The sequence below is a fragment of the Microbacterium psychrotolerans genome (genome assembly GCF_031085295.1).
Classification (GTDB): domain Bacteria; phylum Actinomycetota; class Actinomycetes; order Actinomycetales; family Microbacteriaceae; genus Microbacterium; species Microbacterium psychrotolerans.
On record NZ_JAVFWO010000002.1, the window covers coordinates 18,301 to 31,553 of the forward strand.

General features: G+C 72.8%; 8 protein-coding genes. 5 read left to right on the plus strand and 3 right to left on the minus strand.

What is annotated here, in order from left to right:
* Window positions 1-133: 133 nt before the first annotated feature.
* Window positions 134-847, plus strand: a complete 714-nt coding sequence (locus tag Q9R08_RS04590; RefSeq protein WP_308866680.1) for a ferritin-like fold-containing protein — start codon at window positions 134-136, stop codon at window positions 845-847.
* Window positions 848-929: 82 nt separating this feature from the next.
* Here the strand turns inward: Q9R08_RS04590 and Q9R08_RS04595 are convergent, their stop codons facing one another.
* Together Q9R08_RS04595 and Q9R08_RS04600 are read right to left on the minus strand one after the other, a co-directional pair.
* The gene (locus Q9R08_RS04595) at window positions 930-1,220 is read right to left on the minus strand and encodes a hypothetical protein (RefSeq protein ID WP_308866681.1); all 291 of its coding nucleotides are present in this window, start codon (window positions 1,218-1,220) and stop codon (window positions 930-932) included.
* Between the two features lie 13 nt (window positions 1,221-1,233).
* Window positions 1,234-1,458, minus strand: a complete 225-nt coding sequence (locus Q9R08_RS04600; RefSeq protein WP_045296833.1) for a DUF3107 domain-containing protein — start codon at window positions 1,456-1,458, stop codon at window positions 1,234-1,236.
* Between the two features lie 158 nt (window positions 1,459-1,616).
* Here Q9R08_RS04600 and Q9R08_RS04605 point away from each other — a divergent pair, with 158 nt between their 5' ends.
* Window positions 1,617-4,892: an ATP-dependent helicase gene (locus Q9R08_RS04605; protein WP_308866682.1), complete on the plus strand. Its 3,276-nt coding sequence runs from the start codon at window positions 1,617-1,619 to the stop codon at window positions 4,890-4,892.
* 59 nt (window positions 4,893-4,951) lie between these two features.
* Complete coding sequence (locus Q9R08_RS04610) at window positions 4,952-8,254, plus strand: ATP-dependent DNA helicase (RefSeq protein WP_308867662.1); 3,303 nt, start codon at window positions 4,952-4,954, stop codon at window positions 8,252-8,254.
* Window positions 8,255-8,405: 151 nt separating this feature from the next.
* On the opposite strand, the gene Q9R08_RS04615 is transcribed toward Q9R08_RS04610, so the two are convergent.
* Window positions 8,406-9,770 carry a phosphotransferase gene (locus tag Q9R08_RS04615; RefSeq protein ID WP_308866683.1) on the minus strand — a complete coding sequence of 455 codons (1,365 nt, stop codon included), beginning with the start codon at window positions 9,768-9,770 and terminating at the stop codon, window positions 8,406-8,408.
* 77 nt (window positions 9,771-9,847) lie between these two features.
* On the opposite strand from Q9R08_RS04615, the gene nudC reads away from it, so the two are divergent.
* Window positions 9,848-10,762 carry an NAD(+) diphosphatase gene (gene nudC, locus Q9R08_RS04620; protein WP_308866684.1) on the plus strand — a complete coding sequence of 305 codons (915 nt, stop codon included), beginning with the start codon at window positions 9,848-9,850 and terminating at the stop codon, window positions 10,760-10,762.
* The gene (locus tag Q9R08_RS04625; RefSeq protein WP_308866685.1) at window positions 10,759-12,540 is read left to right on the plus strand and encodes an ATP-dependent helicase; all 1,782 of its coding nucleotides are present in this window, start codon (window positions 10,759-10,761) and stop codon (window positions 12,538-12,540) included. The genes nudC and Q9R08_RS04625 overlap by 4 nt, the downstream gene beginning before the upstream one ends.
* Window positions 12,541-13,253 lie beyond the last annotated feature (713 nt).

Below are 13,253 nucleotides of genomic sequence, written 5' to 3' on the forward strand. Positions count from 1 at the left end.
GGGCGGAAGTGCGATCCACGCCCTTCTCTCCCACAGGCGCGGGCGCCCCGATCCGACGCCGGGGACGTGACCCACGATACCGGAGGTATCCGGCGTGAACACGTGAAGGGCGCCGCCTCGTAGGCTTTCGTGCATGGTGAAGTGGTTCTGGGAGCGGCGCGAGACCGGCCGCAAACTGCAGCTGCGCTCGCGGGACGAGCTGAGCGGCGGCAATCGTGTGGACTTCGAGGAGCTCGCCCCCGACATCGACACGTTCCTCGGACAGGCCGCCTATCTGCAGCTGGGGTTCTTCGAGACCCTCACCGAGCTGATCCAGACGACTCCGGAGCTCGGAGAGAAGGAGGCGGTCTCCCGCGCCGCCGGCGCCGCGCTCACCAAGCACGAGGCTCTGGTCGCGCTCATCCGGGAGCGCGGCGACGATCCGACCGAGATCATGCGGCCGTTCCGCGAGCCGCTCGACGGCTTCCGCGCGGCGACCCACGGGGTCCGTTCTCAGGAGACGATGCTGTCGGTGCACATCACGGCGGGCATGCTCGACGACTTCTACCTCGCGTTGTCGGCGAGCTACGGCGAGACCGGCGACCGCGTCGCCCGCATCCTGCAGGCCGACGACGACCGGCAGGCCATCGTGGAGCTGATCACCGAGACCATCGCGAGCGACGCCGAGTGGAAATCGCTGCTGGCGCTGTGGGGCCGCCGGCTCGTCGGCGACACGCTGCTCATCGCCCGTGCCGCGCTGCGGCCGATGTCACTGGGGCGCGCGGAGGAGCAGAAGGTCGAGCCCGTCTTCACCGAGCTGATGGCCGCTCACTCGCGCCGCATGGACGCGATGGGGCTGGCGGCCTGAGCCTCCGGCTGCAAGCCGCTGACTGGCGCGGGCGTTCGCCCGCGGTCGCGGTGGGTCCGATGTCCGGCGACGCTGCGCCAGATCAGCCGATGCCGAGGCGGGTCTTCTCGCGCGCGTCGTGAGCGACACGGATGCGGGAGATCGCGATGATCGCCGGGTAGGTGACGACGATCGGGACGATCAGCGCCGCGAGCCACGGCCACGGGGTGTCGATGCCGACCCCCGCCCACGTCAGGATCGCCCACGCGAGTCCTGCCGAGACGGCGCCGATCATCGGGGCGACCACGACACCGCGCGTCAGCCGCTGGTGCAGCTGGAAGTGGATGCCGAGGCCGATGACCGCGCCGACGATGAAGGCGATGAGGATCTGCACGTCGAGAGTCCGATCAGGCCACGAAGCCGACGCGGCGGGACTCCTCGGAGCCGAGCTCGATGTACGCCAGGCCGGCGGTGGGGACGATGTACGAGTTGCCCTTGGCGTCGGCGAACGTCACGTGCGTCGCGCCCGCGTCCAGCGCCGCGGCGACGGACTTCTTCACGTCGGCCGCCGGCTCGTTCGTCTCGAAGTTGAGCTCGCGGCCGGTGTTCGCGATGCCGATGCGGATCTCCACGTGACTGACCTCCTGCGCGGGGCGACGGTGTACTAGCCGAAAGGCTGAGGGCTCCCCGGACGCATGGCAACTCTACGACACAGCGGAGGGGCATCCGCCCGCCCCGGACACGCTCTGGGCGAACGGCCGATGTCGGCCGGCCGCGCTACCGTCGAAGGGTGAACTCGGGGAGCCAGCAGCGCGCGACGTACGCGCCGGACGCGCCGCAGCGGTCCGTGCTGGCCCTCCCCGTCGAGGCATCGGGTGTCGTCGTCGGCGCACCCGGAACGGGCAAGACCGAGACGCTGGTCGCCCGGGTGGCGGCCCTCGTCGAGGCGGGCGTCGACCCCGACACCGTGCTCGTCCTGACACCCTCCCGCCAGACCGCGACGGCCCTGCGCGACCGGCTCGGACTCGCCGTCGAGGTGGCGACGACCGGTCCGCTCGCACGTTCGGTCGCGTCGTACGCGTTCCAGATCGTCCGGGCGCACGCGGTAGCCGTCGACGCCGACCCGCCGCAGCTGCTCACCGGTGGCGACGAGGACCAGATCATCCGCGATCTCCTCGAAGGCGACGAAGAGGACGAGGCGGCCGGGGCCGTGCGCTGGCCGGACTGGCTCGGCGCCGCGATCCGCGGCACCGCCGGCTTCCGCACGGAGGTGCGCACCTTCCTCGCCGAATGCACCACGCTCGGCATCGGACCTCGGCGCCTGCGCGAGCTGGGCGAGCGTCACGAGCTGCCCGCCTGGGTCGCGCTCTCCTCGTTCTTCGCCGAGTACCTGCAGGTGCGCGACGGCATGCGCGGCGCGCATCGGGATGCCGCGGGACTGGTCCGCGAGGCCGTCGGCCTGTTGCGCACGGCGCCGGCCGGCAGCCCGGCAGTCGACCGGGTGGGAGTGGTGCTCGTCGACGACGCGCAGGAGCTGACGCTCGGCGGTGTCGAACTGCTGGAGGCCGTGCGCGCGCGCGGTGCCGCCGTGCTCGCCTTCGGCGATCCGGATGTCGGCTCCGGCTCGTTCCGCGGCGCGACGCCCGAGAACTTCGCGCGCCTGGCGGCGTCGCTCGGCACGGTGCACGTGCTCAGCGGCGGGCATCGCGGCACGGTGTGGCAGCGCGAGCTCGTGGGAGGGGTGACCCAGCGCATCGGCGCGGTCGGCGTGGTCGCCCATCGCGGCGCCGCCGCCGACACCGAACCCGACGCGTCGGTGCGGGTGCTCACCGTGAACTCGACGGCCGAGGAGTACGACGCCGTCGCCCGCGTGCTGCGTGAGCGTCACGTGCACGACGGCGTGCCGTGGCGGGAGTGCGCGGTGATCGCCCACGACACACGCCAGGTGGCCGCGCTCGAGGCCGAGCTGTCGGCCAGAGAGGTGCCCGCGCGCTCGAGCGGCCCGGGCCGGGCGCTCGGCGCGGTGCGGCCCGTGGCCGACCTGCTGCGGCTCGTCGAACTCGCCTCCCGCGACGAATGGACCTTCGAGGAGGTGTCGGCGGCCTTGGTCGGCACGTACGGCCGGCTCGACGTGATCGAGCTCCGCCGGCTCCGTTCGGCCCTGCGCCACGCCGAGCTGCGTCGCGTGCTCGATACGGGCGCCGACGAGGTCGAGGACGCGGATGACGCGCAGGACGGGCGGACCGCGGAGCGCTCGGGGCGCGACCTGGTGCTGTCGGCGATGCGGCAGCCGCTGGAGTTCGATCTGCTCGACACGCGCGAGGCGCGGCGCGCGGGGTCGCTCGCGCGCACCCTCCAGGCGCTGCGCGACGACCTCGACCGCGGCGCGACCGCCCACGAGCTGCTCTGGACCGCGTGGGACCGCAGCGGGCTCGCGCGCCCCTGGGCGGAACTGGCGCGAGGGAACGGCCCTCTGGCCGAGCAGGCCCACCGCGACCTCGACGCCCTGGTCGCGCTGTTCCAGGCCGCGAAGCGTTTCGTGGAGCGCTCGCTCGACGCCGATCCGCGCGTGTTCGTACGGTCGATCCTCGACAGCGGCGTCGCGGAGGATCGCCTGGAGGCTCCGACGCGCGACGACAGCGTCCGCATCATGACGCCGGCCGGCGCACTGGGCCTCGAATTCGACACCGTCGTCGTCGCCGGTGTGCAGGACGGCGTGTGGCCGAACACGCGACTGCGAGGGAGTCTGCTCGACACCTGGCGACTGGCGGATGCCGCCACCCGCTCCGACGGCGAGACGCTCGGCGCCTTCGACCGTCGCCGCGCGGCGATGCACGACGAGCTGCGGCTGCTCGCGCGGGCTCTGTCGCGCGCCACTGCGCAGCTGATCGTGACCGCCGTGGACGATGACGACACCGGCCCGAGCGTCTTCTTCGAGCTGCTCCCCGACCCTGAGCCGCTGGAGCTCGACCATCCGGTGTCGCTGCGCGGACTCGTGGCGCGACACCGGCGGACGCTCACCCAGCAGGGATCTCGCACGCTCATTGCGGCCGGAGCGCGTCCGGGCACGGCACCGGCGGGTCCGTGGGCGACCTCCGCGGCACGCGCCGCCGAACAGCTCGCCCTGCTGGCGGATGCCGGAGTACCCGGCGCCGCTCCGCGCGAGTGGTACGGCGTCTCCCGTCCGACGTCCACCGGCCCCCTCCGGGACCTGTCGCGAGAAGACGTGCGCGTCTCGCCATCCCGCCTGCACGCTCTCGAGGAGTGCGAGCTGAACTGGGTCATCGGGGATCTCGGCGGCGACCCGGGCGGGACGACGGCAGGCCTCGGCACGATCATCCATGCGGCACTCGAGCACGCTTCGGGTCACGACGAAGCGGCTCTCTGGGCCGAGGTGGAGGCGCGGTGGGGCGAGCTGACGTTCGAGGCCGCGTGGCGGGACCGCGCCGAGCAGACCCGCGCGCGCGACCTGGTGCGGCGCCTGCATCTGTATCTGCGGCGTTTCGAGGACGCGGGAGGCGCGCTGATCGGGGCCGAGCCCCACTTCGAGGTGCACATCCCGCTCTTCGACGGCGAGGTCGTACAAGCTTCGGATGCGAGGCTTGCCGATCCCGCACCCGACGGCACCGGCGCCGACGACCACCGCGTGATCCTGTCGGGCTACATCGATCGCGTGGAGCTCACGCCCGAGGGGACCGTGGTCATCATGGATCTCAAGACGGGCAAGCGAGAGCCGCAGACCGATGCCAAGGTGCTCGACAATCCGCAGCTCGCGGCCTATCAGCTGGCGTTCGAGGCCGGCGCGATCGCCGAGGCGAACGGATACCCCGCCGGCGGCGCGAAGCTTCTCGTCCTCCGCCCGACCGCGACGAAGTCCGACTATGCGACGCCGTGGCAGCCTCCGTTCGACGAGGAGCGCCGGGACGCGTTCCTCGGCCGCATCCGCACGGCCGTGGCGGTCATGCGCGGAGAGACCTTCACCGCACCCTACGAAGAGCACTGCCGCGACGAGCACTCCTACGGACTGTGCCGCATCCACACGGTGGGCGCGGTGAGCGCCTCGTGACCGTCGTGCAGGGTGTGTCCACCCAGCCGACGCTTGCAGACCCCATCGCATCCACGCCGATGCTGTCGGCGCGCGTCATCGCGGCCGCGCTCGGCCAGTTCCCCCCGACGGACGAGCAGACCGCGGTCATCGAGGCACCCCTGGCACCGGCTCTCGTCGTCGCGGGTGCCGGCAGCGGCAAGACCGAGACGATGGCTGCGCGGGTCGTGTGGCTGGTGGCGAACGGCATCGTCCGCCGCGACGAGGTGCTCGGTCTGACCTTCACCCGTAAGGCGGCCGGTGAACTGGCCGAGCGCATCCAGAAGCGTCTCGCGCGGCTGGCCGAGTTCGAGCGCCGTGGCCTGCTTCCCGCGCTGCCGGGCCTGGCCGAGGCCGGAGCCCTTGCCCCGTTCGGCGAGCTCGAGAGGTCCGGAGCAGATGGCGCTCGCGCGACCGCCGAGCGCCACCGGCTGCTCGATGCCCTCGCGCACGCGGTGGATGCGACCCCGCAGGATTCCGCCGACGACGCCCTGCTTCATCGGCCGACGGTGGCGACGTACAACAGCTTCGCCGACCAGATCGTCCGCGAGCATGCGCTGCGGATCGGGCGGGATGCCGAGGCCGCCGTCCTCTCGGAGTCGGCGGCTTGGCTGCTCATGCGCCGCGTCGTCTTCGCCTCTGACGATCCGCGCCTCGAGGCGCGTGGTGAGGCGGTGCGGTCCATCGTCGACGCGGCGCTGCGGATCGCGCGCGACGGGGTCGACAACCTGGTCGACTTCGACGCGCTCGCCGCGTTCCCCGAGCGCTTCCGCACGGTGCGCGAACTGCCGTCGACCAACCGCCGGACGACCGTCTACGCCGACGTCGCCGACGCGGTGGAACGGGTCGATGCTCTGGCGCTCCTGACCGATCTCGCCCGGGAGTACGCCGCAGAGAAGCTCCGGCTCGGAGTCATCGACTTCTCCGACCAGGTGGCCGGCGCGCTCGAAGTCGTCGCCAGTCATCCCGCTGTGGCGGACGAGCTGCGCGACCGCTATCGCGTCGTCCTCCTCGACGAGTATCAGGACACATCGGTGGCGCAGACCGACCTGCTGGCGGCGCTCTTCGCGGGCACCGGGGTGATGGCCGTCGGCGATCCGCATCAGGCGATCTACGGCTGGCGCGGCGCGAGTGCCGGCAATCTGGGCGGCTTCGCCGACGCGTTCTGCCCGGGCTCGCCCTGCCCGCGGTACGCGCTCCTGACCAGCTGGCGCAACAGTGCCTCCGTGCTGACGGCGGCCAACGCCGTGCTCGCGCCGCTCGCGGCGTCCGCCGGAACGGTGGCGGTGGAGGAACTGCGCGCGAGGCCCGGTGCTCCGGCGGGTGACGTCGAGCTCGGCTTCGACGCCGACCTCGACACCGAGGCCGATCGCGTGGCCCACTGGTTCGCGCGCGTGCGCGCAGAGCGCGCGCAGGAGGGTCGGCCGACGACCGGCGCCATCCTCTTCCGCAGCAAGAAGCACATGGTGCGCTTCGGCGACGCGCTCGGGCGGCGCGGCATCCCGCATCGGATCCTCGGCCTCGGCGGACTGCTCTCGACGCCCGAAGTGGTCGACGTGGTCTGCGCATTGCGGGTCATCAGTGATCCGTCCGCGGGCTCGGCGCTCATCCGTCTGCTGTCGGGTCCTCGCTGGTCGATCGGCCTGCCGGATCTGCGTGAGCTGGCGGCGCTCTCGCGACGCCTCGCACGGCACGACACCGCCCTTCAGCCACTCGCGCCCGAGGTCGTCGAACGCATTCGCGGCAGTGCCGGCGACGATGACGGCTCGCTCGTCGACGCGCTCGACTTCGTGCTGCGGCAGAAGCCCGACCACAGCTGGCTGGCGGGATTCACGCCCGAGGCCCGCGAGCGACTGCGCGACGCCGCATCCGTCTTCGCCGGACTCCGGCAGGCGAGCGGGATGCCGATTCCCGAACTCGTGCGACTGATCGAACTAGAGCTGCGCCTGGACATCGAGCTCGCCGCGAACGAGACGCGAGGACCCGCGCGCATCGCGTCGGCTCAGCTGCGGGCGTTCGTCGACGAGGTGCACGCCTTCCTCGCGGCAGACGAGACCGGCTCGCTCGCGAGTCTGCTCGCCTGGCTCGACCACGCCGAGCAGCTCGACGAGTTCGCGCCGCGCACCGAGCCGCCCGAGGACGACGTCGTGCAGCTGCTCACCATCCACGGCTCGAAGGGCCTCGAGTGGGATGCCGTCGCGGTCGTGCGCCTCGTGAAGGATGAGCTGCCGAGCGCACCCCGCGACACCAAGGCCTGGCTGGGTTTCGGCGTGCTGCCCTACGCCTTCCGCGGAGACTCGGCCTGGCTGCCGGCTCTGGGCTGGCAGTCCGCCCAGACGCAGCAGGAGCTCAAGGAGGCGATCGACGCGTTCGTCGAGGCGAACCGGGGCCGACAGCTCGAGGAGGACCGACGCCTCGCCTACGTCGCGGTGACCCGCGCCCGCGATCACCTGCTCCTCACCGGGGCGACGTGGTCGGGCACGAAGCGGCCGCGCACACGGAGCGTCTTCTTCGCCGAGATCGCCGAGGCGCTCGGCGTCACGCTGCCGGACGACGAGGCCGGTGACGATCCGTACCAGGGGGAGCGTCGCATGCTGCAGTGGCCGATCGATCCGCTCGGTGGCCGCCGCGCGGCAGTCGAGGATGCCGCGCGCGCCGTCGAGGCCGCCTCGGCGGCGCCGCGCGGAGAACTCGACCCGCAAGCGGCGCTGCTTCTCGCCGAACGCGACGCGCGCCGCGCGCGACCGGTGCACACCGCTCCGACCCGCATCGCGGCGTCGCGCTACAAGGAGTACGTGGCCGATCTCGAAGGAACCCTGGCGGGCATCGCGCGTCCCATGCCGGAACGTCCCTTCCGGCAGACGCGGCTCGGCACGCTCTTCCACGCCTGGGTCGAGCAGCGGTCCGGACGCGCCGGTCTCGGCGGCTCGCTCGACGACGCACTGTGGGAGACCGACGAGGAGGTTCCCGGCACCGAGGCGTCCGTCGAGGACGCCGCCGCGCTGGCGGCGCTGCGCGAGCGGTTCCTCGCATCGGAGTGGGCGTCACGGCAGCCGATCGAGGTCGAGACCGAGATCGACTTCACGACGATCGGCCCGGACGGGCTCCCGCACATCGTCATCTGCAAGCTCGACGCGGTGTACCGACGCGAAGACCGCGGCGGCCGCATCGAGATCGTCGACTGGAAGACGGGCGTCGCGCCGCGAACGCCGGCCGAGAAGGACGAGCGGATGCTGCAGCTCGAGCTCTACCGTCAGGCCTACCACGCCAAACACGGCGTCCCGCTCGACGAGATCGACGTCACGCTCTACTACGTCGCGGAGGACGTCATCCTGCGCGGCTGACCTCGGGACGGCGGGGGCCAGCCTCCGCTGGGGGGCTCGCGACGCGGTGCCGGTGTGGGCGCACGGCGCGCCACCATTGCGGCGCGCGGCACCTCCGTGTCGCGACGCAGGTCGAACGGCGGGACCAGCGTCGCGCCGTTCGACGTCGAGTTCAGTCCGCGCGCCAACGGCGGAGCGCCGCCTCGGAGGCGCGTTCGGCCTCGGCCGCGGCATCCGTCCCGGTCTCGTCGTCGTGCGTCGCGGGCGCAGGGAACTGCGCGGGCGACAGATGCGGCAGCGCGATCGGTGCCGTGGAGACGTCATCGGAGGGAGGGATCGCCTCCGCCGCCGCAGTGACGGGGGCGCGGTCGGCGTCACGGACCACGTCGCGGAAGGCGGCGAGGTCGGCCTCGGTGAGCTCCTCGGTGTCGAAACGTGCTGCACTCTCCCGCACCGGACCCGTGTCGGCCTCTTCGTCGGCCACCCACTGTGCGAGCTCTTCCGGATCGTACGCGTCGGTGTGCATCGAGGTGTCGACCGTCGACGGCGTCGCGTCGGGCGTCCGTTCGAGGAGGGCGATGGCGTCATCGACGTCGAGCGCGGCATCCGACACGATGTCGTCTCCGGACACTCCTGCGGCCAGCGATTCCAGGAGTTCGACGGCATCGGCGACGATGTCGTCGCGGTCCACGTCGTGCCCGTGCACCAGCCACTTCGCGAATTCGAGCTCTGCGTACAGGCGCGAGCGCTCGCGGGCACGGGCATCCGGGGCACGATCGCTGCCCGCCACGTAGGCGGCGTACACGTCGGCCGCCGCCTCAGGGGCGGACGCCAGCCACTGCAGATCCGTCGCCGGGTCGCCGATCGACAGTCCGTGCCATTCGAGCAGGCCCGTGACCGTGGGCACGCCGTCAAGGTCCTCGAACAGGAACGAGGCTGCACCCGCGCCGCCGAGCACGACGGCGGACTCGAAGCGCCAGAGGTCGTCGGAGTCCGCCGCGCGATGCCAGCGGCGCGCGAGACTCACCGGGAGCCGGCGGGTCGCGACGGCGCGTTCGATGAGGCGCGTGACGTCGGCGCGGACCTGGGGCGGTGTGCGGGCCGGGAGCCCCTCGCCTTTGACGATCGACTGCGGCAGTGCGTGGAGCGCGGCCAGCGCGGCACCGAGAGAGGTGGCTGCACCGCGGCCGGCCGGCAGGTGCGCGGCATCGACCCGGTAGCCGGGAAGGAAGTCGACGACCACGACGCGCGTATCGCCGAGTCCGGCTTCGCCCAGCAGCTCCGGCGCGCGGAAGGGAAGCAGACCCCGCACACCCGGGGTCAGTGCGCGCAGCGCGCGCACCTCGGCGGCGAGCTCGGTTCCCGCCGACGGATCCGCGGGAACCCGCACCACGACGCGCCGGCCGTCGTCCAGGTCGGCGACCGCGGCGTCGTAGCGACCGGTCGATCCCTCGGTGAGGGCCCCGACCCCGACGACGCCGACCCGAGGCAGAGCCGACGTGACCGACGCGGCTAGAGTGAGGGGTGAGCGTGCCATGTGCCCAGGGTAGGTCGGTCGCGCTCGTCCGTCCCCGCGCCACGCCCGGCCCTGAACGACGAAGCGGAGCATGTTCGATGACGGCGCCCGACAGCACGAGCCTTCCTCCGCTGGCACGCCCCGGTCTCGACCGCGCGGCCGAGGAGCGACTCACGCCCGGTCTGGTCGAAGCGCTGAAGTCGGATGCCGCGACCCGCGTGCTGGTGATCGCGGGCGACTCGGCACCGCTGGTGACACCTGATGCACTGCTGTGGCGGGCGCCGGCGGACGTGCCCGACGGTGCCGAGTGGGCCTTCCTCGGGCGGCACCCCGACGGTGGCGCGCTGCTGGCGGCGGTGTTCCCGACGCCGGAGGACGAACTGTTCTCCGCTCCGGCGGGCTGGGCGGGCCTGCGCTCGGCCGGTGCGGCGCTCTCGGCGGCGGAGGCGGGCGCCTTCGTCGAGGCCCTGAGCCTCGGGCGGTGGCTGCTGGACGCCCCGTTCTGCCCTGCGTGCGGCCACCGGACCACCCTCGGCGACGCCGGCTGGTCCCGCCGATGCCCGAACTGCGGGCGCCAGCACTTCCCGCGCACCGACCCCGCGGTGATCGTCGCCATCACGAGCGCCGAGGACCCCGACCTGCTGCTCCTGGGCTCCAATGCCCTGTGGGGCGCCGACCGGTTCTCATGCTTCGCCGGATTCGTCGAGGCCGGGGAGTCGCTGGAGGGGGCCGTGCGCCGCGAGGTGGCTGAGGAGGCCGGAGTGGAGGTCGGCGTCGTCACCTACCGCGGTTCGCAGGCATGGCCGTACCCTCGCTCGCTCATGGTCGGCTTCTTGGCGGCCGCGCTCGACGACGCCGCGGCGGAGGCCGACGGCGAAGAGATCGCCGCCGTGCGCTGGTTCACCCGCGACGAGATCGGCCGTGCGCTCGCGGGCGAAGGCGATGTCGTGCTGCCCGGTCGCGCCTCCATCGCGCATCGCCTGATCGCCGACTGGCACGCGGAGCACGCATGAGCGTCGACGTGCTCGCGGGGCTCGACGACAACCAGCGGGAGGCGGCGACCGCGCTGCGCGGGCCGGTCGTCGTGCTCGCCGGCGCCGGCACCGGGAAGACCCGCGTCATCACGCATCGCATCGCCCACGGGGTCGACACAGGCGCGTACTCGCCGGGACGCGTGATGGCGGTGACATTCACGACCAAGGCGGCCGGCGAGATGCGCGGGCGGCTGCGGGCGATGGGCGTCGGCGGCGTCGCGGCACGCACCTTCCATGCGGCGGCGCTCGCGCAGCTGAACTTCTTCTGGCCGACGCTGGCCGGTGACAGCGCTCCGGGGATCATCGACAACAAGGTGCGCCTGCTCGCGCACGCGGCCGACAGCATCGGCCTCTCGCCCGACGTGGCGACGCTGCGCGACGTCGCCTCCGAGATCGAGTGGCGGAAGGTGTCGATGCTCAGCGTCGACGGCTACGTCGCGGCGCGGCCCAACGGCGTGGGGCGCCTCGGCGTGGATCGGGTCGTCGCGCTGCAGCACGCGTACGAGAAGCTCAAGGACGAGCGGCGGCAGCTCGACTTCGAGGACGTCCTCCTCGCGTGCGCGGGCATGCTGGAAGCGGAGCCGCAGGTCGCCAAAGCGGTGCGCGAGCAGTACCGGCACTTCACGGTCGACGAGTTCCAGGATGTCTCGCCGCTGCAGAACCGACTGCTCGAGCTCTGGCTGGGGGACCGCCGCGACATCTGCGTCGTGGGCGATGCCAGCCAGACGATCTACTCGTTCGCCGGCGCCGATGCCTCCTTCCTCCTCGACTTCCCGTCGCGGTACGAGGCCGCCCGCGTCGTGCGGCTCGAGACGAACTACCGTTCGGATGCGCCGATCCTGGCGGTCGCGAACGAGCTGATGCGCGGACGCCCCGGCGCCCTCCACCTGACCGCGGCCGCTCGGCGATCCACGGAGGCCGCCGCCGAGGCGCCCGTCCCGACGGTGACGGCGTTCGAGGACGACCGCTCCGAGGCTCGTGCGGTGGCCACGCGCATCGCCGAGCAGATCGCGGGAGGCGCCGACCCCGGACACATCGCGGTGCTCTACCGCGCGCACGCGCAGTCGGCCGAGCTCGTCGCGGCTCTGGCCGACGCCGGCATCGCGACGAGCGTGCTGGGCGGGCGGCGCTTCTTCGACATGCCGGAGGTCCGGCAGGCGGTCATGGAGCTGCGTGCGGCGTCGGTGGCGCCCATCGAGAGCGGCTTCGTCGACACGGTGCGCGACATCCTGCGCTCCCGGGGCCTCACCGATGAGCCCCCGGAGGCCGGCGGTGCGCTGCGCGATGCGTGGGAGGCGCGTGCCGCGCTGCTGCGTCTGGCGCAGGAGGCGCCTGCTGGCACCACCCTGCGGGCGTTCACCGACGAGCTCACCGCTCGGGCGAAGGTCCACGACGAGCCGGCGATGCGCACGGTCACCCTGGCGACGCTGCATGCGGCGAAGGGTCTGGAATGGGACCACGTGCATCTCATCGGCGTCGCGGAGGGGCTGCTGCCGATCTCGTACGCGACGACCTTCGAGCAGGTCGACGAGGAACGGCGCCTGGCGTACGTGGGCATCACGCGGGCTGGGCGAACGCTGTCGCTGACCTGGTCGCGAGGCGTACGGGAGCGGCAGCCGTCGCGGTTCCTGCGAGAGATCGGCAGCGGCACTCTGCGTGCGGGCGGTGCGACCGGACGTTCCGGTGGAGCGAACCGGCGCGCAGGGTCACCGACCGCGTCCGCGACGCCGAGGGACTCCGCGCGCGCTCCGCGATGAGCCGCGCCGCCACGATCCCCGCCTCCCACAGCACTGCCGGCTCCGTCTCGACCGGTCGTCCGAGCAGCTGCGCCGCGACGGCCGGCCACGACGGGTCGTCGTCGCGGCGCTGTGCGGCCACGCATGCGAGGCAGGCCGTGCGACCCGGCTCCACGAAGGGGCCGATCTCCGCCCCCGAACCGGTGAGCGCCACCGGCACGTGGGCGATGTCGGCGCCCATCAGGGCGGCGGCCGCACCGGGCGCGACGAGGCGGTGCACCACGAACACCACGGCAGCCGCGTCGGGGTCGGCATTGTCGAGGCGATCGAAAGGATGGGCGACATCGACGTCGCAGCCCGCCGCCGCGAGACCGGTGCCTACGACGTCGCGATGATGTGCGGGCACGTCGGGCGCGCAGTGCAGCGCGACGCGACGCCGGGCTGCGGCATCCGTCGTCAGCGCACGCCGGATCCGGCTGAGGAACCGGGTGGCCGCGGCGGCGTCAGGCGCGCCGAGCGCCCGCGCGAACGGGTCGAACGCGCCGTCGGGGACCCCGCGCTCGAGTTCGCGCAGCACGCGCAGCTGCCAGGGCTCGGGGTCCTCGAGGATCGCGACCGGCTCGGAGCCGAACTGGAGGGCGGTGTCGGTACGCCACACCGGCGGATACGAGGGGTCGAGTCGCAGCATGCGCCCGATCCTGCCGCACGCGATGTCGGGCTCGGCCGGTTTCCAC